This window comes from Solilutibacter tolerans (assembly GCF_900155935.1).
Lineage (GTDB): Bacteria > Pseudomonadota > Gammaproteobacteria > Xanthomonadales > Xanthomonadaceae > Solilutibacter > Solilutibacter tolerans.
The window spans coordinates 622810-646093 of record NZ_FTLW01000001.1 but is presented as its reverse complement, the minus strand read 5'-3'; the positions used below and the strand labels follow the sequence as shown (position 1 = coordinate 646093).

Below are 23284 nucleotides of genomic sequence, written 5' to 3'. Positions count from 1 at the left end.
AAACGGACGAGCCTGCGAAACTAGAAACCTACAAGCAAGAACAGTCAGACAAGCAAGTGCTTTAGCTGTCGTCCCACACTAAAATCCGGATACCCGTTTTTATTGCCGCGTTCGCGGTGCGTCAGAACGTGGCGCCGCCCGCCTGCTTGGCACTGCCGTCGGTGCAGAAACGCTGGCGATACTCATGCGCCTTGGGCAGGAGCGAGCGAAGATGCTCGATGCGGCTTTGCGGGCTGGGATGAGTGGAGGCGAACTCCGGGCCGGAGTTGCCACCGGCCTGCGCTGCCATGCGCTCCCACAGCGGCACGGCTTCGTCCGGGTTGAAACAGGCGGCCGCCATCAACATCAAGCCGACTTCATCTGCACTGCTTTCGTGGCCACGCGCATACGGCAGCTGCGAGGTCACGCCGTAGGCACTGAATATTGCCTGCTGTACGCCCACATCCACACCGCCAGCGGCTGCGCCCATCTGGGCCATCTGCTCAAGCTTGCCGCGACTCATGCGCTGCGCGCCATGGCGCATCAAGGCATGGGCGATTTCATGGCCCATCACCACCGCCATGCCATCGGCGTTCTGCGCCACCGGCACCAGGCCCGTGTAGACAGCCATCTTGCCGCCCGGCAGGGCGAAGGCATTCGCCTGCTGCGAATTGAGCACCGTCACTTGCCAGTTGAAATCCTTGGCGAAATTGTTGGCTTGCATGCCGTGTTCCTGGGCCAAGGCACCTTCGACCTCATCGATCTTGTCGACCAGGCGACCGGCGATGCCGCGGATCTGCTGGGCGATCTGCGAGTTCGGATCAACCGGCTGCTCTTGCTGCAGGATTTCCTGATACGCCTGCAAACCCAGCGCTTCTTCCTGCTGCGCGTCGATGCTCTTGTCGATCAGCACTTTTTCGCCGGTATACGGGTCAACCGTGCGATTGGAGAAGTAGTAGTACAGACCGTAGGCCGCGAAGGCCACGATGATCAACAGGCGCGGGTTGAAGCCGAACCCGCGGCGACGCGGCTGGCCATACGGGGACTGTGACGGGTCTTGACGCATCTTGGCTCACTCCTTGGAATCCACCCGTGCGCACAACGGTGGCACGACGTCTTATTGAAGCGGGAACGTCCGCATGGGCTTGTGAAGCCGCACCCTACACCGAAACCCGGGGTTTGGCGCGGCCCGGTCAGATCTCGCGCACCACCCGGATGCCGGTGCGGGCATTCGTGATGTCGTGGGCCTGCGACATCCGCCAAGCCGAGCGCGCCTGCGACGGCGCGCTGGACCAGGTGCCACCACGCACCACACGGCTGCGGCAGCCAGGATTGAACCATGCCCCACCGTCCGCCGGCGCGCGCCGATAGCCTTGATGCCAGCAATCCATCGTCCATTCCCCCACGTTGCCGGCCATGCCTTGCAGGCCGAAGGCATTGGCACGCCCGCGCGAAACCGGTGCCGGGCCCCAGTAACCATCGCCATAGCCCACGAAGGCGTTGCCCCAGCGCCGGCCGCCGGGCGAACGATCCAAGCTGCCGGTCAGGTTGCCGCCACCGCGTGGCGGGATACCGATACCCCAGGGGAAACGGGTCTGTTTGCCGGCGCGCAACGCATATTCAAATTCGGCTTCGTGCGGAAGGCGGTAGGGATGCCCGCTCTCTTCCGACAACCACGCCGCGTAGGCTTCCGCATCGCTGGCATCGACATGCAATACCGGCAAGTCCGGATTGGCCGGCCGGCCGACGTAGTCGTTACGCCAGGTGATGTCGTTGCGCAGCACGAAGTTGCCGCTGCGCTCGTCGTAGACCACGGAATAGCCACGTCGCTCGGCGCGCGTGCGGTGGCCAGTGGCGGCCACGAAACGTCCGAATTCGCCCACCGTGGTCTCGGTCCGCGCCATCGCGAAGCCGCGCGCGAATCGCACCTTGTGCTGCGGCCACTCGGCCTTGCTGGAATCGAGTTCATCCTCGGGCGCGCCCATCATGAATTCGCCATGTGGCACCACCACCAAGGCTGGCCCTTCGCCGCCTGAGATCAATGCATCGGCGAAACGCTCGCCTGGCCGATGGCGCCCGTACAAGGTGGCGCGCGTGAGTGTTTCTTGGGCGTGCCTGATACGGGGCTCGCCAGGCACGGCGATGGCCTGCATTTGTTCGATGTCAGCCTGCGCAGCTTTCAATGCACCAAATTCCCCCGGCTTCTCCAGTCGCTGCAGAACATTCGCGTACAAGCGCGCGACGCGCGCCTCGCGACGAAGCTTCATCCGCCTGCGTGCCTCATCCACCGCCACAGGCGTGTCGGGGCGCAATTTGGCCGCCGCATCCAACCAGAGGATGGCGCGATTGAATTGATCTACGCCGATCGCATCCTCGGCGCGGCCGATCATCTGGCTTTCGACCGCCGCCAAGCCTTGCATCGCACGCGCATCATTGGGCCTGTTACGCAATACTTCACGAAACGCGGTGGCGGCGCCGATTCCTGTTTCACCCAGGTTGCCTGCGGCCAGCTCGTTTTCACCGTGCTCCAGCAAGGCCTGCAAACGGTCGGCTGCATCGACGCGCGTCAGGTACTCCAGGGTTTCGGGCGCAGCCGGCGCAACTACGCGGGCGACGGCGGCAATCTCGTGCGCCAGGGCCAGGTTCACGCCATCGGCCTCGCTGCTTTCAAGCACTTCATTGCCTCGCTGGTGCAGGGCTGTACGTGCGTCTTCAAGACCTTGAATGGCCGTTTCATTACCCGGTGCCACTTTCAGGATAGCCATATAAAGAGGTATCGCTGAAGCTGCATCTTCATAAAGCCTCCCCTCATCCAGCGCCGCTTCTGCACGTGCCAGCGCATCCGGGAGCGCTCCTGCATCGACCACCACTTGCGGCACCCGCCAGTCCAGCGAGTACATGGGGGACTCATCCGCGCTGATGCTCACCAAGCCACGGCGCAGGCGCGCCTCCGCTTCGGTAGATGGCGGAGCGGTCTCCTTGCCCCCGCACGAGGCGAGCAAGATCGACAGCAGCAAAACAAGGCCGGCGTGGATGCGCATTCGCCTAGGGTATCGTTAGCGACCTTTCCATTCCCCGAATATCGCGTGACGCATCTCTGGATCGACCAACCCGACGCCCTCCGCTCGCACCTCGTTGACCTGCCCGAACGGGTAGGCCTGGACACTGAGTTCGTGCGCGAGCGCACTTGGTGGCCGGTTCTGGCCTTGGTTCAGGTGGCCATCAACGACAAAGTCTTGCTGGTGGACCCGACCGTCGCCGGCATGCCGGAGGTGATCGCCGAGTTGCTACGGGATTCCAGTGTGTTGAAGATCATGCACAGCCCGAGCGAAGACCTCGTCGCTTTCGGACACACATGCAATGCCCTGCCCGCGCCGCTGTTCGACACGCAAGCGGCTGCCGCGCTGGCCGGGCTGGGGGCGGGCCTTGGCTACCAAAAATTGGTGCAGGCCGCGCTTGGCGTGGCGCTGGAAAAAGGCGAGACGCGCTCCGATTGGTTACGCCGGCCGCTGAGTCCGTCGCAATGCGAATACGCGGCAGACGATGTGAATCACTTAGCCGCCTTACACGATCTACTGCGTGACAAGCTGCATGAGTTGAAGCGTTCCGCTTGGCTTGAAGAAGACGCCGAGCGCACGTTGCGAAATGCGGGTGATGACAGTCTCGACCCATGGCCGCACTTGGGTGTGCGTCCCGCACAGGATTTCGATGCTGAAGCCCAAATTCGCCTGCTGCGCTTGATGCGTTGGCGCGAAGTCTTCGCCCGCGAACGCGACCTGCCAAAAAATTGGGTCATCGACCAGCCCTTGGCGCTACAGCTCTCCCATCGACCGCCGGAAGATTTCACCGCGCTGCAGAAACTGCTGGATACGACACCAAAATCACCACGCAAATTGGCGAAGGAGTTGTGGGCCGCGCTCACCACGGCTTTGGAAGATGAAGCTTCGATGCCACCAGTGCGTCGTGATGGCGACATCGACAAGAAAAAACTGAAAAGCCTGCAGCAGGCCGTGGCCGATGTTGCCAAGGAGCTAGACCTGCCCGAAGGCCTGATTGCATCTCGGCGTTGGTTGGAAGCTCTGCTGGAAAACGGCGAATGGCCCGATGCGCTGAAAGGCTGGCGACAAACACTGCTGGCACCACGCTTCGCGCCGATCCTGGGCTAAGGCTCAAGGGGCAGGACAGTCGCCCACGCGCTGGAAATCCAAGTCTTCGAAATCGTCGCTGAAGTCGCCATCAGGGTCGAGCTTGGCCATCTTCAGGCGTTGGGGCGATGCACTATCAGACGAGAATCGCAGCCAAGCTTCGCTGACCGCATCGCCATCCCAATCCACCAGCCAGCCCTGGCCTGTCGTCATCACCTGCCCTTTGACACGCGGTGACTTGGCTGCCGCGAAGTACACGTTGCCTGACTCTGGGCAAATCTTGACATCGCCAAACCAAGGGTCGCGGAAGAGGCCCAGCTTTCCTGCCAATTCACTGGATGTCGATGGACGGCGGTCGCGCGTATCGGGAATAAGTGATGGCGATGCTGCAGCAGCGTGGGTGCGCTCATCAGCCAGCATCTCCGCGTATCCGTCGACACCAGGGTTGTTGGATGGGGCGGTGAAATGCTTGGTCAACGCCTGCATCAGCACGGTACGCGCTTCATCCGCATCGCCATTGATCAGCACCACGATGCCGATGTTTTTTTGAGGCAGCAGGGTGAAAGACGAATACATGCCCGACAATGTGCCGGTATGTGCGACGCGCGCGGTGCCATCGACATCGGACAAACGCCAGCCATAGCCGTAGGCGTAATAATGACTGTCGTCCCAACGCTGCATGCGTGCCGATAGCGGCATGGGCTGTTGCATCGACCACATCGCACTGCGTTGCGCATTGGAAAGCCAGGGCTTGCCGCCCGACTGCACACCGGCGCGATCAGGCTGCAGCCACATCGATGCCCACTTCAGCATGTCATCTAAGCTGCAGCGCACACCGCCCGCTGCAGCCATTGTGCTTTCTGGGATGTCGCTTCCATCGCGGTTAACCACTTCGTAACGATCATCACGCAGACGATGGGGCTGAGCGACGTTGCCCACAGCATCGCGCGACCATGCTCCGACGCGGCATCGTGACAAACCGAGCGGCTTGAATACTTCACGCTGCATCAGCGTTTCGTAAGACGCACCGCCCGCCGTCGCCGCAAGCTCACCCGCCACGATATAGAGCGTGTTGTCGTAGGCGTAGCGCGAGCGGAAACTCCACTTCGGCTTGAGATAGCGCATTCCGCGCAATACGTCAGCGCGGGTGAAGTGGTTGGGTTCGGGCCACAGCATCAGGTCGCCGGCGCCGGCAGGCAGCCCGCTGTTGTGGATCAAGAGGTCGCGCACCTGGATCTCGCGGGTGACCCAATCCTGCTGCATGCGGAAGTCCGGCAGATGGCGCGTGACCGGATCGTCCCAGCGCAGCTTGCCCTGGTCCACCAACCGGCCCAGCATCGCCGCGGTCATCGCCTTGGTATTGGAGGCAATCTTGAAGATGGTCGCGCTGTCGACTTTTTCACCCGTGCCGATTTCAGTCTCACCGCGCGTCCCGCGGTAGATGATTTCGCCATCCTTGACTACGCCAACGGCCACGCCGGGCAGCTGGTAGCGCTTGACCGCCGCATCCACCTCGTGATCAAGGGCCGCAGCATCGACCATCGCTTGTGCCACCGCGTCCAAAGGACACAGGGCCAGCACGAATGCCAGCCCTGCTGTCCCGCCAAACAGTCGTCGCATCAGAAATTCCAGCTCAGCACCATTTGCGCGTAACGCGGCGATTGCCAGCGCGTGCCGGTACCGAATGTAGACCGTTTGACGCCGGGCTGGCCTTCGTAGCGTGCGCTCACGTTGATGACTTCCTGCGAGTTGAGCAGGTTGAACACGGAGAAGCGCGCCTTGAAATCCGAATTGCCGATCTTGGTGCTCCAGCTGATGTTCGCGCCCACATCATAAGTCCATGGCATGCGACCAAACGCGCCACGCGGCGTGTATTCGTACACGCGACCGGTGTAGGGACCTGCGCAGTTCGCTACACAGAGCCAGCCAGAGCCGCCACCCGACCCCGTGCTGACGAAGCTGGCCGCGGCCGTGGTGTCATTCGGCCACGTGACGCCGAAAGCTGTGATCGGGCCGCCCGATGCCGCTCGCAGACTGCCGCCGATGCTCCAGTGATCGGTAATCGCATAGCTACCGCGCAATTTGATCTGGTGACGTCGATCATTGAACAACGGGCCATAGCGTTCGTTGTTGGCGGGATGATCCCAGTGCTGGACCATGCCGGTGTCACCGTAGTTGGTGTCCGAGTTGACCGGCCCCTCGTGGTTGCCGTCCGACTTGGACCACAGGTACGAGGCATTGAAGGCCCACTTGCCATCCCATGCACGATCAATCTGGAACTCAACCGACTTGTAGGTACGCTTCGGCTCGTAATAGCCGATTACCTGCCCGCTGCCGCCCTTGCGGTATCCGTCCTGCGAAGTATCGATGGTGATCCAGCCATCTTGTGCACACCCCATCGAGGTAGTGCCCCAGATGGTCAGTGGGCGCCCCGGATTGGCGATCGGCCAGAGCGTGCTGGTCGGCCCGCAGGGCGTGTGATTGATGCGCACATCGTCCAGCGCATTCTTCATCCGGCGATAGGTGGCGTTGACGCCCCAGGACCAGGCCTGGTTGATCATCGACTGGTAACCCAGGATCGCTTCATCCTGATACACGGCTTCCAGGTCGCGATCCACGCTCTTGCGCAAGTCGCCAACCGAAACATTGAACTGGTCATCCACTGGGCCAATCTGATTGCCCAGTATCGGCATCATGTAGGCCGCGCCCGTGATCGGGTTGGTCTCATTACTGAAACCATTGAGCGCGTAGAACGTGCGTTCGTCGGTCAGGCCGCCGGCGAAGGTGTAGTTGATGTTGTTGGTGACCGGCAGGTAATAACGTCCCAGGTTACCGAACAGCTTGCTGGCGCCATCCCCTTTGATGTCCCAGGAAAAGCCCAGTCGCGGGGACACGAGGTTATCGATCTTGATGAAGCTGGTGCCGGCCGCGGTCTTGTTGTTGAACGAATCCACGCGCACGCCGAGATTCAACAACAAATTGGGGGTGATGCTCCAATTGTCCTCGATGTACCACGCATTGGCCGTGGTTTCGAACACGCCGCCATCGATGCGGCGACGGCCCATCACGAAAGCATTCACGCCCGCGGGGACCGTGGCACCGTTGTCCAGGGTTGCGCCTGGCGTGGTGCCGTAGATCGTGTACAGCATGCCGGTCGGACCCGGATAGCGCGAGGTGCGGTCCGTCGTCATCACCTCGCGGTCCATGCCGAAACGAAGCAGGTGGTCACCGAGCGTCCACTCGAAATCCAGACGCGCGACTTTGCGCTCATCCTCGTGATCCACCACGGAGCCACCCGGATGGCAGCCCAACGTGGGGCGTCCCATGTTGTTGTACTGGGTGCCGTAAGTGGCGGTGTTGATGCCGACTAAATCGCAGGCTGCATCAGCGGGGGAGCGCGATAGGCTTTGACTGCGATTAACGCCGTACATCGCCTTGGCCACGAAGTTGTCACCGAAATAACCGGTGTACGTCAGTGATGCATTCTTGCCACCGCTTTCCACCGTGCGCTGGCCGGTCATGGTCTTCACTTCCTTGCTGGCGAAGTCATAACCGTAAGTCTTGGTGGTGATGTCGCCTTCATCGGAGAAGGCAAGAAATTCCAGCAGATGGTTATCGGTCAGTTTCCAGTCCAGCTTGGTGCCCCAGAAACCGTTGTCGCTCGATCCCTTGTTCAAGCTGTTCCCGAAGGAGCCCGTGGTGTAGCGCGATGTGCTGTCTCGGTCTTCATACATCGCGAAAATAAACAAACGGTCCCGGATGATCGGACCCGATCCCCACACATTGGTCTTCAAGAATCGTGAGCTGTCCTGACTGGACAAGGTATTTGGTGTGCCGTCAGCGTAGTAGTGATCATCCGCGCTCGACTTCCACTGCTCAGGCTCGATGGTCAGCTCGACGCCGCCATGAAATTCGTTGCTGCCTGATCGCGTGACCGCGTTGATCACGCCGCCGGTGCTACGCCCGAACTCAACGGAATAACCGCCTGTCTTGACTTGAAATTCCTTGAAGAACGCGAAAGGCGCAGTTGAAAAACTCTGTCGGCGATAGAAGTCAGTGACGTTCAAGCCGTTGATGAAGACCGAATTCTCGGCCACCGACGAGCCGCCGAACGATATGCCGCCGAACGAAGAATTGCCGCCGATAACCCCGGGGGCCAGCAACGCCACCGCGCCCATTGATTGGTCGACGGGGAGGCGAGCCAACTCATCACGCGTGATGTTGGTCGCAGACTCGGTCGATCGCACATCCACGCGATTGACGATGCGCGTGCCGATCACTTGCACGGAATCCAATGCGCCTGCAGTCCCGCCGGCCAGATTGACCGTCGTGGTACCACCCAGCGAGACACTGACATCGAACTTGCGGCCAGAGGCCTCAAGTTGGTAGTCACCCACCGGCAGCTGACTGAGCCGATAGGTGCCATCCGCGCCCGCCGTAACGGTACGACTGAAGCCGGTGGCCGGGTTGCTGATGGTGACCTCGGTGCCGGATGCCGCCCTGCCAGCAATCGCGCCCGTGGCGCTCTGCGCCAACGCCGGCTCCATCACCGACATGGACAGCAAACACGCACTCACCATGACGGCCAATGTCGAACGCCTGATCTTCCTCATGCCCCTCTCCTCTCGATCATAGTTGCAAGGCCATCACGGCACCGGCCTCGCCAGGCCGGGTGATGGCAGTGATGTGGTCCAACCGCTTATAGATGCGCAGGCCTACCCATCCGGTATGGGGGCCTGATGTCGGCACGCAGACAACCCGGGCTCCCACGCCCCCGCGTATGCTGAGTTTCCAAGCCTTGCTGCCCATGGCGTGCATGCGCTGCCCTCCTGCTACAGCAAGGGTGTAACACGGGGGAGCGAGGTCGGTCAATAAATTATTCCATTAATGCGTGATATAAAAATACATATTCCTAGCAGCGACCGAATGCGATGACTACCCGCCTCTCATCTCGCCCCCACCGCCCCAATTATTTAGGTGCCGCGTATTTAGGTACCGCGCTCTCCTTGGTATTGGCAGGATGCGCAAGCACACCTCAACCGCAGGCTGCCGCCGCTGCATCCACCCAAGCCACGTCGGTCATCCCTTACGTCAACAGCGCCCAGCTAACCGCAGCACATTGGGTTGGCCGCCTGGACGCGCCGGATCGACCGATGTTGGATGCCGCCTCCATCGACACGCAGAACGCGCGCCTGAAGACTGAAGACCCCAGCATCCACGACCTGCGCGCCCAACCCGCACGCATGATCGGCAACGATGTAAAGGCAATGGTCGGCAAACTGTCCAAACCACCCACACGCGCCCTTTACGATGTCGAGGGGCGTGAGATACCGGCATCAACATTGCAAGCCTGGCAGCGTGATGTCGCGTTGGATGCGATACCCGCCGATGTCGTAGTACGTCACGCTTTGGTGACCGAGCGCGCCGACCTGCGCACCTTCCCCACGACCACGCGCGTCTTCAGTCGTGCGGGTGACACCGACATCGACCGCTTCCAGGAAAGCGCGCTTTTCCCGGGCACGCCGGTGTTGGTACTGCATGAAAGCCGCGATCGCAACTGGGTATATGTGATGTCGACGCGCTATGCCGCATGGATGCGCCGCGATCATCTGGCCGTCGGTCCAGCGGATGATGTATTTGCCTACGCGGATCGCCAGCCTTGGCTGATCGTGACCGGCGTGCGTGCCGAAACGGTGTACACGCCGGAGCAACCGCAGCTTTCGCGTTTGTCGCTGGACATGGGCACGCGCGTACCGTTGCGACAAGATTGGCCGGAGAATCAGCCCGTCAACGGACAGCTGCCTGCTGGCGCCTATGTCATCGACTTACCGACGCGCGACAAGAATGGTCGCCTGCATATTGCACAAGCCCTGCTGCCCAAGTCGGTCGATGTCGCTACCGACTACCTGCCACTTACCCCGCGCAGCGTGCTGACCCAAGGTTTCAAATTCCTCGGCGAACGCTACGGCTGGGGGCATAGTTATGACGCACGCGACTGCAGCGGATTTGTATCCGAGGTATACGCAGGATTTGGCGTACAGATGCCGCGCAACACCAGCGACCAGGGCAAGAGCCCGGCCTTCAACACGCTGCAAGTGCCCGCATCGACCACCCGCGACGAGCGCATCGCATTGATGAAAACACTCGCCCCCGGCGACCTGATCTACATCCCCGGCCACGTCATGATGGTGATAGGCCATGAGGGCGGCCTCACCTATGTGATCCACGACACACCCGGCGTTCGATATCGCGATGCACAGGGGCGATCCGCGCACTATCCGCTCAATGCCGTCTCAGTCACGCCACTCGAGCCCTTGCAGTCGGGCGAAGATGCGCTATACATCGACAAGATCTACAGCATCCAGCGCATGCGTCGCTGACCGGAGCCCACATCGCATGAAGATATCCACCATCGAACTCGGCATGCTCCGGGTGCCGCTCAAGACACCCTTCAAGACCGCCTTGCGCAGCGTCGATCATGTCGAGGACATCATCGTGCGGGTGCGCACCGATGATGGCGCTTCGGGCTGGGGCGGCGCACCGGCCACCGCAGTGATCACCGGCGACACCCACGGGTCGATCATCGACGCGATCCGCCATTACATCGCGCCGAAGCTGATCGGCCGCGACATCGCCGACCACAACCGCAACATCGCACTGGTGCAATCCGCGCTGGAGCGCAATACAAGCGCAAAGGCAGCGGTCGAAATCGCGCTCTATGATTTGTTTGGCCAGCTGCATGGTGCACCCACCTATCAACTGCTCGGTGGTGGCGACCCGGTGGTAAGCACCGACATCACCATCAGCGTGGACTACATCGACAAGATGGTGGCCGACTCCATCAACGCGGTGGAACGTGGTTTTTCCGCGCTCAAGATCAAGGTCGGCAAGGACATTGGCGTGGACATCGAACGCGTGCGTGCGATCCACGCAGCAGTCGAAGGTCGCGCCCTGCTCCGCCTTGACGCCAATCAAGGTTGGACAGCAAAACAAGCAGTTTTTGCCCTGCAAGCATTGGAAGATGCTGGCGTGCACCTGGAGTTGGTGGAGCAGCCAGTCAAAGCGCGCGACCTATCCGGCCTGAAATTCGTCACCGAGCGTGTGCATACGCCAGTGATGGCCGATGAATCGGTGTTCGGGCCAAGTGAAGTGATCGAGCTCATTCGCATGCGCGCCGCCGATATCATCAATATCAAACTGATGAAGACAGGCGGACTCTCCGGGGCGATCCAGATCGCCGACATCGCCGCGGTACACGGCATGGAGTGCATGATGGGCTGCATGCTGGAGTCCTCGGTCAGCGTTGCCGCCGCAGCACACCTGGCCGCCGCCAAATCACAAGTAATCACCAAGATCGATCTCGATGGCCCCTCGCTGTGCGCGAACGACCCGGTCATCGGCGACACCGTTTTCAACGAGGCCGAGATCACCTTGGGTACTCGGTCGGGTTTCGGTGTCACCGATGTACCTGGCCTTTTGCCGGTTCGGAGCGATTGATCCATGCCCTTGCTTCGCATCCGTGCCGAGCGTGACCGCATGTCGGCGATGGAGCGGCGCATCGCCGACTACATCGTCGAAAACGCGCATTTTCTGCGCGATTATTCATCGCAGCAATTGGCCGATGCGCTTGGTATCAGCCAATCTTCCATCGTCAAATTTGCACAGAAACTCGGGTTCAAGGGCTATCCCGATCTAAAATTCTCGATTGGCGAAGCCCTGGCCCGCGATGGTGGCAATGGCAACGGCCACGCGCATGACGATACGGATGCAGAATCCACTCAAGCGCACCCGCATGCGCAAGTTGCCGATGACCTGTGGCGGCGAAAATCACTTGCCGAGCAGGAAACTCGTTTGCTCAATCCCCCGGAAAATATCGATGCCATCGCCCGCGCCATCCATCGCTCCAACGCGGTGTTCGTGATCGGACTGGGCGAGGACGGCATCCCCGCACGCGCATTCGCGATGAAGTTGTCACTGCTTGGCATCCTTGCCGTACATCACTTCGATCCCGCATTGATGGCTGCGGGCTTGTCTGGTGCCAGCAAGCGCGACGTGCTGCTGGTGTTCTCCGAGCAAGGCCAACAACCGATGCTCAGCCGCATGCTGCAGGACTGCCAGCCACGCATCGGCCATGTCATCAGCGTGACCCGGCACTCCGCCAATCCATTGCGCGCCCAAGCAGACATGACGTTGCTGGTCTCAGCGCACGACGACCGCCCGCATATCGCGCCCCTGCTTTATCAGGCGGCATTGCAACATTTGCTTGACTTGATCTTCGTGCTGCTTTGCGATGCGCGCGAACAGCGTCTCGCGGCGGTCAACACCAATCTCGAGCGCATGCAAGAGATACTTTCACCATGAGCCCATCCATGCCTCGCTTGCAAAACCTACTGACTACCGCGACTGCGGTCATCGCCCTCTCTGCGTGTGCCAATACGCCGTCTATGTCCACCGCGCCCAATCTGCCATGGTCGAACGCGAATCAGATGATTGTGGTCACCAGCGCGGACTGGAACAACGTGCGCGGCACGCTACGCCGCTTTGAACGCAGTGGCGAAGATTGGCTGCAAGTCGGCAATGCAGAGCCAGTCATGCTGGGGCGGTCCGGGATCGCCTGGGGCATGGGCCTGCATCCCGCGCAATCCGATGGCCCGCAAAAGCGCGAGGGGGATGGCCGCAACCCTGCTGGCGTGTTCGCCATTGGCCCTGCGTTTGGGTACAGCGCGACCGCCGAAACATCGCTGAACTATTTGCCGATGCAGGCAACGAGTTGGTGCATGGATGTGCCGGCCTCGCCGCTTTACAACCAGATCGTCGATAGCCGCAACGTGGGCGAACAAGCGGTCGAAGGCTCCAGCGAACGCATGCGACTGGACCTGCAAACCAAAGGCGATGATCGCTACAAACTGGGCTTCGTCATCCAACATAATCCGCAGAATGTGCGCGGCATGGGCAGTTGCATCTTCGCCCATCTATGGGGCAACCCTGACAAGACCACTGCGGGTTGCACAGCGATGAACGAGCTGGTGATGCGTGAAGCATTGGCTTGGCTCAAGCCTGCCGCACGCCCGGTCTTCGTGCAATTGACCGATGCCGACTACGATGCCCGTCAAGCTGCGTGGCAGTTGCCGGCCCGCACCGACTTTCGCTAAGGACCCATGATGAAGCTGCCTTTCTCCGCCACGACGCGCGTGCTTGTCGCCTTGGCCACTGCTGCCGTCATCGGTCTATTCCTGGCATGGATGGTGCCGGAAACCGGCGCGCGCGTCGCCGCTATCGCGCAACCCATCGGCAAGCTGTGGTTGAACGCATTGCAAATGACCGTGGTGCCCTTGGTCGGCACCTTGGTCGTGCTGGGTGTTTCGGCCGCACGTGATGCGGCATCTTCCGGACGCATCGCACGACGCGCCATCATCATCTTTCTCATCGTGCTGACCTGTGCCGCGACATTCGCCGCCATCGCGGCACCTGCTTTTCTGTCGTTGATGCCGCATAGCCCCGAGTTGATGGAGGCCTTGAAAGGTGCCGCAGGCACGCCGACCGACGTCGTGCCACCGAAGGCCGCCGACTGGTTGACGGGCATCATCCCCAGCAATGCGATTGCCGCCGCAGCGGCCAGTGCGATGTTGCCGCTGGTCGTGTTCTCGCTTTTCTTCGGCTTCGCGCTGACCAAGATCGAAGCACATCGCCACGAGCGACTGATGGAATTGGTACAAGCCATTGCGGACGTGATGATCGTGATCGTGCGTTGGGTGCTAGCCGTGGCACCGATCGGCGTGTTCGCCCTGGTCTTGGCGGTCACCGCACAAGCGGGTGCCGCAACCTTGCAAGCTCTCGGCATCTACATCGCGATGCTATGCGTGTTGTATCTGGTGGCGACGGCGATCCTCTACCCGGTGGTTCGCCTGTGGACCGGTCGCTCCTTGAGCAATTTCGCAAGCTCTATCTTCCCCGCGCAGGCCGTCGCAATGAGCACGCAATCATCGCTCGCCTCTCTGCCCGCGATGATCGAAGTCTCCGACCGCAAGCTGGGCATCCCGCTGCCTACGGTGTCCTTGGTGCTACCGATGGCAGTGTCCTTGTTCCGCCTCACCAGCCCCATCCAGTACATCGGCGTGGCCTCATTCGTCGCCTGGGCTTACGGCATCGACATCGGCCCCCTGCAATGGGCGACGGCAGTCGTGCTGGCGGTCGTAGTGAGCCTCGGGTCGGTCGGTCTGCCCGGTCAGGTCAGCTTCATGGCGACCAACATGCCGGTGACGCAGGCCTTGGGTTTGCCCGTTGAACCGCTCGGCCTGCTCTTGGCCGTCGACACCATCCCCGATGTGTTTGCAACGCTGGGTAATGTCACGGCAGACGTCTCGGCCACCGCGATGGTGGAGGGTCGGCAAGGCGATACCGCCAGGCTGGCATCCGCCGACGAGCGCGTTTAATATCAAGACGACCCATGGGGCCATAGCTCAGCTGGGAGAGCGCGTCGTTCGCAATGACGAGGTCAGGAGTTCGATCCTCCTTGGCTCCACCACATCACCGCCGACCACGGCGACGAAAGCCCGCTCAACGCGGGCTTTTGCTTGTCTGACTGCTGCCTCGCCGTCCAGTGGATCACTGGATGGCGAGGCCATCTAACCCATCAGCCCAGGAAACCCAGGGTAGACGAGGAAAAATTCCCGATGCCGGGAAAGATCGTGGGCAGATCACTCCCATCCACGCCCAGCCACTTCGCCAGCGTTGCGCCCATCTGGTTATTCGAGGTGGTGGGGATAAGCCGGCCGCGCTGGATGGCCTGGTTGCCATCAAGCTCCAGGAGTGGGTATTGCCCCCAGACTTGCCGGCCGCGCAAAGCCCCTCCCGAGGCGCTGGCACCGCCCATCATCATCTGCACGCCGCCCCAGGCGTGGTCGGTGCCATTGCCATTGCTGTTCAAGGTGCGGCCGAAGTCGCTCATGGTGAAGCTGACGGTGTCATTGAGCGCACCGATTTCCTGCAGTGCGTGGCGGAAAGCCAACAATGCCTCGGATAACTGGGTCAACAGGCGCGCATGTCCATTGGCGCCCATCTGGTTGTCATGTGTATCGAAGCCGCCCATCGATGCGAAATAGACTTGGCGATGATGGTTGATCGCCCCGGTTCGGCTGGCCTTGATGGTCCGGGCAATCATCCGTAGCTGCGCGGCCAATCGGTTGTCCGTCGGGAATACGGTGGCGATATCACCGCCGTTGGCAGGATCCAGCGCCTTGACCAACGCCCCGCCGATGCTCATCGCCCCCTCGCCCACCATGCCGTAGTACGACTGCATGACGGGCGAGTAGTCCCGTTGCATGAGCGCTTCGAGTGCCTGCTGCCGAATCAGATCAGCCTGACTCGCACCCGAGAACCTGCGCAACAACTGGGGGCCATTGCTGTCCATGCCATAAGGCGAGGTCTGCATACCGGCCTGGAACAGATTGGTGCCTGAGACGGTGATGGATGGAGACAACCCGGGCAAGCCGGTGCTCTGCGGATTGCGCAATACATCGGCGCACATGCCGCCCCAGCCAAAGCCGGCATTGCGGCTTTCGGAATGGCCACGCATCCACAATCGCTGCTGGTCGTTGTGGGAATACAGGCTGGGCGGCAACCTGGCCGTGCGCGCGATGATTTCATCCTTGGTGACGGGTTGCACCAACGTGCCAACGTTCGCGAGGAATGCCAGCTCACCGGCATCGAACAAGGTCTTGAGCCCGGCACAGCCTGGATGCAAGCCCCATGCCTTGCCCGCGACATCATTGATTTGCAGGAGCTGGCTGCGCGCGATACCAAGTCCCTGCGAGTTGCTGGCAGGGTCGTACACGCCGCCACGGCTGGCCAGATAAACATCATGCTCCGCCTGCACATGCGGTATCAGCATGTTGAATGAGTCATTGCCGCCAAGCAAAAAAATGCATACCAAGGCGCGGTGGCCGGAAGCCGGCGGTGTGGTGGCGGCCAATGCACGGCTGACCAAATCGAACTGGGGAAACATCGCCAATGCCGTGCCACCGGCCAACGTAGCGCCAAGCTGGCCAAGAAAACGGCGGCGGTCTTCGCGGATTTCACGCTTCATTTTCGCCACTCCTCAGCGCTGGACGACAAATTCGGGGGATGAAACCGCCAACTGCACCAACGAACGGACGCGTTCATCGGCTGGGCGGTTGGCTGCTTTCAGTTTGTCGAGCATGTCGACCATCACGCGACGGCTATCCGGAGAAAGCGTGCCGTAGAAAAGGAGGACGTCGAGTTTTGCGACCATGCCGGCATGGTCATTGTTGTTGGCCAGCGTCAGCAGTGGATTGATGTCCATCACCGGAGCCGGTGTATTGGCCGTAGGCGCGGTGGTCGCAAAATTGTTCCAGCCCGCATCCAACTGCTGATTGAAGATGCTGCCAAAACTCGCCTCGTTGTAGAGCTGCATCTCAGGGGCATAAATCCCCTGTATTCCCCCTGCCGCGGGCAGTCGGTAGTCGGGCTCGAAGAAGTTGAATACCGATGGAGCGCGAAGGGAATCCTGCATCAGCGTGGTGGTGAAGTCCCAGCTGTTGCTGAAGCGGAACATGTAGGTGCCATTGGTTGCCGGCAAGTATTTGGCATCGAACGCGCGCCAGAGCGCGGTAAGTTGAAGCAACGGCTCGCGCATTTTCCCGAAACCTGCATCGCTCGCTGCAGGCGGCACGCGCGCTTCGACATCCAACAAGATCGCACGCAGCACCTTGCCGAGGTCGCCATTACTGTCGGTCCATGCCTTGGACACCCTGCCGATGTAGGCGGGACTTGGATTGCTGGTGACGAAACGTTGAATCAGCTGCCGGCTGATGAACGGCGCCACGTTCGGATGCGTGGCCAGTGCATCGAGCGTCTGTTGCAAAGTCACCTTGCAGTCACTCGTGCCCGCGATGGTGATGCCACGGAAAATCAGCTTGGCCTGGTCGTCATGGAACTTGGGATGACACTCCATCGCCCGGTAATCATTGTCATGGCCGGCCCAGGCCCAGTAATTGGCGTCGGTATTGCCGGCCCATGTCCAGCCCGTGAAGACCCGCGCCATGGCGGCGATCACCGATTGGTCATAAGTAGCCTTGGTGGCGCCATTGGCATCAAGCACCGGGCTGAAGTCGGGGTTGCGCTCGACCAGGCCGATCGAGAACAACTGCATGACTTCGCGCGCATAGTTTTCATCCGGGACCACGCTGACCTGAAGCCCCTGCGCATTCTTGTAGGTGACTGCCTTTTGATTGGCCAGGTGACTCAGGTAAGTCCCCATCGCAGGATGCAGGGTTACCTGCTCCAGCAGCGAACGATAACTACCGAATGCTCCCTGGCCCAGCATGTCCTGGTAATGGGTAATCCGTTCGAAATTCTTGTTGTTGTAGTCCCGATCAGAGACAACGAATATTTCGCTCAGCGCAAACCCCATCCGCATGCGCAACTGGTCCGATGCACCGACGGTTTTCCAGAGCCAGTAATTCCGCCTCTCACGGTAATCGAGGGTGTCGTTCACCGTCATTTGATGAATGTGGGGAAGCAGCAATGTTGCCGGGGTACGAGCCGGATCCATTTGCTCATCGAGCCAGCGCGAATAGCCAATATGGCGAAGCCGCGCGATCTCGCTGCTCGTCGGCCCAAAAGTCGCCTGTGTCAGGAAGCGCGCCGCTTCGGCATCGGTTTGCGGAATGTCATTAAAAGGTGCGGGCGTCGGTGTCGGCGTCGTTCCCCCGCCACTAGCGCCACTACTCCCCGTGCTACCACCGCCGCCTCCCCCGCAAGAGGCCAGCAGGCCGAACAACAGGCTCAGGAAAACAACGCGCATCCAGCCAATGCCGTGCGTCATACATAAGACTTCCAAGTTGTCCCCTGCACCGCGAATAGTAAGCGAACTTCCAACCCGCATACCGCCTTTTATGTATTCGCCAAATCTTGACTCTTGTCGCAACAATTGCGCACCCACACGCCAAAGGATTTCTGGTCGGGAGTTCCATCCTTACTGGCTCCACCACATCACGCCGATGACGGCGACGAGAGCCCGCTCAACACGGGCTTTTGCTTGTCTGCCTTGTGCGTGCATGCCCACGCAGAAGGAACCTGCAGGCCTTATCCTGAGCCCATGTCCGAATCCCCTTCTCCCGTCACCGCTCCGGTCTGGACCGGTGACGTCAAGGCCGCGCGCGCGCTGCAGGTGTCGCTGGCCAAGCAAGTCATGCTGCGCGACGCCTACCCCAAACGACTGGCTACCGTGGCCGGTCTCGATGTCGGCTTTGAGGATAGCGGTGCGACCACACGTGCCGCCGCCGTCCTGTTAGACGCAAAGAGCCTTCAGCCCTTGGCGATGAACATCGCACGCATGCCGACGACGATGCCCTACATCCCCGGCCTACTCTCTTTCCGGGAGCTGCCTACCTTGCTCGAAGCACTCAACGGTTTGCCGACATCGCCCGACCTGGTGCTGCTGGATGGGCACGGCATCGCGCACCCAAGGCGGCTGGGTATCGCGGCACATTTCGGCGTAGTGACGGGCTTGCCAGCGGTCGGCGTGGCGAAGAAAAAACTGGTCGGTGATTTCGCCGCCTTGCACGACATGCGTGGCGCCTTCACACCATTGCGCGTTCCCATCCCCGGGCGTGACCCGGGTGAGCAGATCGGCTGGGCGTTGCGTAGCAAACCAGGCTGTCTGCCCTTGTTTGTTTCGCCTGGCCACAAGGTGTCAATGGCATCTTGCGCCGAGCTTGTCATGAGCTTCGTCACCCACTATCGCCTGCCCGAGCCAACGCGGCTGGCGGATCGCCTGGCTTCGCGCCGAGGTGACATCGACATCGACTATTCACGCACGCTTCCGTTGGCAGATGGCTGAATCAAGCCATCATCCCCATGGAGCCCGAGTCATGCGCACCCTGCTGCTAGTCGTCGCGATGTCACTGGTCGCCTGTCAGAGCTCTGGCAATGGAGGCAACGCGTCCACGTCGTCCACCACATCGGCACTTGAAAACCACACCCTCGGCACTGGCCAATCGGTTTCATTGCCGGATCGCAGCACGTTGACTTATGTACGCGTGGTCGCCGATTCGCGTTGCCGCCCTGACGTGCAATGTATCCGTGCGGGCGACGCGGATATCGAATTTAAATGGACGCCCGTCGCCGGAAATCCGCTGACCACGGCACTCAATAGCGATCCGCGGAATCAGCAAAACGCCCCGAACTCAGCTCGCTTCGGCCGCTGGCAAGTGGTCTTGAAAGGACTGGATTGGGAGGAGCCACCGAGGGCCACACTGACGATCTCGCAAGCCGATTGATGCCATATAAGCGCACCGCATCACATTTTTAGTCAGCCCCAGTTGACGCATTGCAGCATGCTACGCTAGGCATAGCATTAGTGTCAGATCTACTGGGGAAACAAATGAAACTGAATGCATCGCTGCGCCGCTTGGCGATATGCCTTGGTGCCAGCCTGCTGTGCGCAGCGCCGCTTCAAGCACAAGAAACACAGGGGTGTCCGCAACTGCCTGCGAACAGCGTGCTGCAATGGCAAGAAATCCGTAATCCCGACCTGCTCTTCTGCAAGGCGATGGATGCCAATGGCCGTCAAGCATTCACCGTGATGGTCAGCCACGAATCACCCTTCAACCCGGTCCGTAGCCAACGCGCGGAATCCACCAGCATCAACGGCCAAAAAACGTGGTGGTATCGCACCGAGATCGCTACCCGTCCTGAACTGCTGGCGCGCGAAGCGGCGATCGAGTTGTCGAATGGCAACGTAGCCTATTTCAACGTGCAAGCCAACAACGACGCCGACCTGCAGCAGGCGTATTCGACCGTCGCCGCGCTGAGCTTCTGATCAATCTCGACGCGCAGTGATCCGCCATGCACGGTGGATTTTTGGGTTGCGCGCGAAATCCGGCGGGATGGTCGATGCGCTGATGTCATGGACCTCGGCGAATTCGCTGAGCGCTGCTTCATCAAGACGGAAGCGTCTGAAGTTGTTGGAGAAATAAAGCACGCCGCCGTAAGACAGACGATTCATCGCCGCCCGAATCAAGCGCACGTGGTCGCGCTGCACATCGAAGTCATCTGCGCGCTTGGAGTTGGAGAACGTCGGCGGATCGCAGAAGATCAAATCGAATTCACTGCGTTCTGCATCCAGCCATTCCATGACATCAGCTTGGGCAATGCGATGTCGGGTGCCGCCCAGACCGTTCTCGCGCAGGTTGTCCGCCAGCCATTCCAGATACGTCGCCGACAGATCGATGCTGGTAGTTTGCGCGGCGCCCCCCATGGCCGCTTGCACGCTAGCGACGCCGGTGTAACAGAACAGATTGAGCACGCGCTTGTCGCGCGCCTCCTTGGCAATGCGCATCCGTAGTGGGCGATGGTCGAGGAACAGGCCAGTGTCGAGATAATCGAAGAGATTGATCTTGAGCTTTGCCACACCTTCTCGCACTGTCAAAAACTCGCCGGTGCGAGCGAAGCGCCCGTACTTGCTGCCGCCCTTGCCGGTGGATCGGGTCTTGATCGCGACGCGCTCCTTGGGCAAGTCGAACACGCGGCGCGCGGCGGCGAGCAGATCATCCAACCGACGCTGCGCGATAGCTTCGGGCACGTCAGCTGGCGCAGCATATTCCTGCACGTGCAGCCAGACTTCGCCATTCTCCGCTTCGGTATAGACATCGATGGCTGCGGCGTATTCGGGCAGGTCGGCGTCGTAGGCACGGAAGCAATCGACACCTTCACTCTTGCGCCAACTTTTCAGGCGACGCAGGTTTTTCTCGATGCGATTGGCGACCATTTGCGCGCCGTCCGATAGCGGACGTGGCCCAGCGTCTTCGCGCTTGGGCTGCGCGACGGGGTCCACCAGGATGAGACTGCACTCGATCGCGCCATTGAATATTTGATAACGCTTGCGCGCGAAGAGGCCCGTGGCGCGAGCGAGTTCATCGCTGCCGCACAACAAACTTGCCGCCCATGTGGGTGTGGCACGTTGCAATGCGTCGCCCAGCGCGCGATACAAGGCGGGATCGGCCGACAAGCGCGCGTCGTAGGGCGGGTTGCACACGATCAGGCCTTGTGCGGCTTCCGGCATGGGCAACGCAGCAACATCGCCGACACTCCACGAAATCGCTTCCGCGACGCCTGCGGCTTGCGCGTTGCTGCGCGCAGAGGTGATTGCGCGCGGATCCAGGTCATAACCGGAAAACACCGGACGCAGTATCGACAGACCGGTTTTCGCACGCGCTTCGGCATCCAGATGCAGCGCATGCCAGCTGTCGCGATCAAAGCCTTTCCAGTAGGTCGGCAATTTCAGGCCGTGGCGTTGCAGGCCAGGCGCGACATCGGCGGCCATCAATGCGCCTTCGATCAGCAATGTGCCGCTGCCGCACATCGGGTCGAGCAGGTCACCACCTTGCTGATAACGCTTGGGCCAGCCACCACGCATCAACATGGCTGCAGCGATGTTTTCCTTCAGCGGCGCTTCGCCCTGCAGGCTGCGCCAACCGCGACGATGCATAGGACCACCCGAGAGGTCAATCGAGATGATCGCCTTGCCTTTTCGCACGACCAGATTCAAGCGCACATCGGGTGATTCGGCGTCAACCGAAGGTCGCTCACCAGTCGCACCGCGCATCACATCGACCACTGCATCCTTGACGCGTTGTGCAGCGAATCGCGCATGGGTGATGCCCTCGCCCGAGACGTGTGCATCGACGGCCAGTGTCATGTCAGTGTCGAGATGTTGCGTCCAGTCGATGGCGCGCGCGCCTGCATACAGCGCTGCTTCGTCAGCGCAGTCGAATTCGGTCAGCGGCCACAACACGCGACTGGCCAGGCGTGACCACAGCACTGCGCGTTGTGCGTCGATCCTGCTGCCTTCGACATTGACGCCGGCCATGGTGGCGGTGGCCTTGGCAACGCCGAGCCCGAGGAGTTCGTCGGCCAAGAGGTACTCAAGGCCCTTGCCGCAACTGGCGAAGAATTTGTTCAAGATTTACAGCCCGGCCAGCAGTGCGGCGAAAGCGAGCTTGGAGGATTCCACGTGCTCGGTAAGGCGATGCGAGTCATCCACCAGGAGCAAGCGATCACGGCGCACTTGTGCCCACATGATCACTTCATCGGCGGGGATGAGCTCATCACGCCAGCCGTGAATGATCGAGGTCGGCACGGACGCAGCATCGAGCGGGTGCGCGGTGCCCATGCGAATCGGCGGCGCCATCAGGAACAGACCGGCGACCGGCACCTGCAACGAAACCAGACCCGAAATGTACGCACCCAGGCTGGAACCCGCCAACACCACCGGACCACGGCGCGCGGCGTCCTGTGCGATCGCCAGCAGGCGCTCGAGACGCGCAGGCACATTGCCCAATTCGCTGACCTCGCGCTGGGCATCGAGATCGGTGTAATCGGGGCGCTCGTGCGTCCAGCCGAGCGCATCGGCAGCTTCGGCCAGGGCCGTGACCTTGGTAGCGTCGGGCCCGCTTTCGAAGCCGTGGGAGAGGATGCAATGGCCTTTCATCCGTACATTTTACCTGTCACCGATGACCCAGAACGGCCTGATAGGATCGGCACATGCGCAAATCTGACCTCGACATCATCGATGCTCCCCTGCCCTACGTAGACCTGCTCGGCTTGCGTGCGACATCGGATATCGACCTCATCGTCATCCACTGCACCGAACTGCCGGACCTCGTCACTGCGCGCGAATACGGTGAGCGCATCCATTACCCGCAATCTGGCACCGGTAATAGCGGGCATTTCTACATCGACCGCGACGGACAGATTTCACGCTGGGTGCCCGAGGATCGCATCGCCCACCATGTGCGAGGCCTGAATGCACACAGCATCGGCATCGAACTGGTCAACACTGGACGCTTTCCGCACTGGTTGGACAGTACGCATCAAGGGATGGATGAGGCCTATACGCCCGTGCAAATCGAGGCACTGATCGCACTGGTTGCCGATTTGCAGGAGCGTATCCCCTCGATCAAGCAGATCGCCGGGCACGAAGATCTGGATACCGAGGAAGTCGAAGCCAGCGACGATGCGAGCCGCCAAGTGCGGCGCAAACGTGACCCGGGGCCTATGTTCCCCTGGACGCGAGTGCTGGCCGGGAGCCCATTGATACGTCTCATCGCCTGAAGAAAGGGGCCGCGCCGCCTACA

18 protein-coding genes and 1 tRNA gene are annotated in these 23284 nt (G+C 60.9%); 11 read left to right on the top strand and 8 right to left on the bottom strand.

All coding sequences use genetic code 11. From position 1 onward, the window contains the following. Nucleotides 1–121: 121 nt before the first annotated feature. Nucleotides 122–1045: a M48 family metallopeptidase gene (locus BW989_RS03105; RefSeq protein ID WP_076585192.1), complete on the bottom strand. Its 924-nt coding sequence runs from the start codon at nt 1043–1045 to the stop codon at nt 122–124. Nucleotides 1046–1172: 127 nt separating this feature from the next. After that, complete coding sequence (locus BW989_RS03100; protein WP_076585190.1) at nt 1173–3020, bottom strand: formylglycine-generating enzyme family protein; 1848 nt, start codon at nt 3018–3020, stop codon at nt 1173–1175. Between the two features lie 45 nt (nt 3021–3065). On the opposite strand from BW989_RS03100, the gene rnd reads away from it, so the two are divergent. After that, nucleotides 3066–4145 (top strand): ribonuclease D, encoded by a 1080-nt coding sequence (gene rnd / locus BW989_RS03095; RefSeq protein WP_076585188.1) that lies wholly within the window; start codon nt 3066–3068, stop codon nt 4143–4145. A 3-nt stretch (nt 4146–4148) separates the two neighbouring features. Here the strand turns inward: rnd and BW989_RS03090 are convergent, their stop codons facing one another. Beyond that, nucleotides 4149–5744, bottom strand: coding sequence for a serine hydrolase domain-containing protein (locus BW989_RS03090; protein ID WP_076585186.1), 1596 nt, complete (start codon nt 5742–5744; stop codon nt 4149–4151). Further along, a complete protein-coding gene (locus BW989_RS03085; protein WP_076585184.1) occupies nt 5744–8737 on the bottom strand; it encodes a TonB-dependent receptor in 2994 nt (997 codons plus the stop codon). The genes BW989_RS03090 and BW989_RS03085 overlap by 1 nt, the downstream gene beginning before the upstream one ends. Nucleotides 8738–9055: 318 nt before the next feature. On the opposite strand from BW989_RS03085, the gene BW989_RS03075 reads away from it, so the two are divergent. The 6 genes from BW989_RS03075 to BW989_RS03050 all read left to right on the top strand — a co-directional run bounded on the left by BW989_RS03075 (nt 9056) and on the right by BW989_RS03050 (nt 14649). After that, entirely contained in the window at nt 9056–10504 is a 1449-nt protein-coding gene (locus BW989_RS03075) for a C40 family peptidase (protein ID WP_083688146.1), read from the top strand. Between the two features lie 16 nt (nt 10505–10520). After that, nucleotides 10521–11621, top strand: a complete 1101-nt coding sequence (locus BW989_RS03070; protein ID WP_076585178.1) for a dipeptide epimerase — start codon at nt 10521–10523, stop codon at nt 11619–11621. A gap of 3 nt (nt 11622–11624) precedes the next feature. Beyond that, nucleotides 11625–12485 carry a MurR/RpiR family transcriptional regulator gene (locus BW989_RS03065; RefSeq protein ID WP_076585176.1) on the top strand — a complete coding sequence of 287 codons (861 nt, stop codon included), beginning with the start codon at nt 11625–11627 and terminating at the stop codon, nt 12483–12485. Between the two features lie 17 nt (nt 12486–12502). Beyond that, the gene (locus BW989_RS03060) at nt 12503–13276 is read left to right on the top strand and encodes a L,D-transpeptidase family protein (protein WP_076585333.1); all 774 of its coding nucleotides are present in this window, start codon (nt 12503–12505) and stop codon (nt 13274–13276) included. Nucleotides 13277–13282: 6 nt separating this feature from the next. Continuing rightward, entirely contained in the window at nt 13283–14557 is a 1275-nt protein-coding gene (locus BW989_RS03055) for a dicarboxylate/amino acid:cation symporter (RefSeq protein ID WP_341349898.1), read from the top strand. Nucleotides 14558–14573: 16 nt separating this feature from the next. Beyond that, nucleotides 14574–14649 (top strand) — tRNA-Ala (locus BW989_RS03050). A gap of 108 nt (nt 14650–14757) precedes the next feature. On the opposite strand, the gene BW989_RS03045 is transcribed toward BW989_RS03050, so the two are convergent. Together BW989_RS03045 and BW989_RS03040 are read right to left on the bottom strand one after the other, a co-directional pair. Then, the gene (locus BW989_RS03045) at nt 14758–16209 is read right to left on the bottom strand and encodes a DUF1501 domain-containing protein (RefSeq protein ID WP_076585329.1); all 1452 of its coding nucleotides are present in this window, start codon (nt 16207–16209) and stop codon (nt 14758–14760) included. A gap of 12 nt (nt 16210–16221) precedes the next feature. Continuing rightward, nucleotides 16222–17970: a DUF1800 domain-containing protein gene (locus BW989_RS03040; protein WP_076585174.1), complete on the bottom strand. Its 1749-nt coding sequence runs from the start codon at nt 17968–17970 to the stop codon at nt 16222–16224. 273 nt (nt 17971–18243) lie between these two features. Between BW989_RS03040 and nfi the strand changes: the two genes are divergently transcribed. The 3 genes from nfi (at nt 18244) to BW989_RS03025 (ending at nt 19968) form a co-directional block, all read left to right on the top strand. Beyond that, a complete protein-coding gene (nfi, locus tag BW989_RS03035; RefSeq protein ID WP_076585172.1) occupies nt 18244–18987 on the top strand; it encodes a deoxyribonuclease V in 744 nt (247 codons plus the stop codon). Nucleotides 18988–19018: 31 nt separating this feature from the next. Then, nucleotides 19019–19426, top strand: a complete 408-nt coding sequence (locus BW989_RS03030; RefSeq protein ID WP_076585170.1) for a hypothetical protein — start codon at nt 19019–19021, stop codon at nt 19424–19426. A 104-nt stretch (nt 19427–19530) separates the two neighbouring features. Beyond that, the gene (locus BW989_RS03025) at nt 19531–19968 is read left to right on the top strand and encodes a hypothetical protein (RefSeq protein ID WP_076585168.1); all 438 of its coding nucleotides are present in this window, start codon (nt 19531–19533) and stop codon (nt 19966–19968) included. Here BW989_RS03025 and rlmKL read toward each other — a convergent pair whose 3' ends face one another. Next, complete coding sequence (gene rlmKL, locus BW989_RS03020; protein WP_076585166.1) at nt 19969–22110, bottom strand: bifunctional 23S rRNA (guanine(2069)-N(7))-methyltransferase RlmK/23S rRNA (guanine(2445)-N(2))-methyltransferase RlmL; 2142 nt, start codon at nt 22108–22110, stop codon at nt 19969–19971. It abuts the gene before it with no gap. 3 nt (nt 22111–22113) lie between these two features. Then, a complete protein-coding gene (locus BW989_RS03015) occupies nt 22114–22638 on the bottom strand; it encodes an alpha/beta family hydrolase (protein ID WP_076585164.1) in 525 nt (174 codons plus the stop codon). Between the two features lie 53 nt (nt 22639–22691). Between BW989_RS03015 and BW989_RS03010 the strand changes: the two genes are divergently transcribed. After that, the gene (locus BW989_RS03010; protein ID WP_076585162.1) at nt 22692–23261 is read left to right on the top strand and encodes an N-acetylmuramoyl-L-alanine amidase; all 570 of its coding nucleotides are present in this window, start codon (nt 22692–22694) and stop codon (nt 23259–23261) included. The last annotated feature ends 23 nt before the right edge of the window (nt 23262–23284 follow it).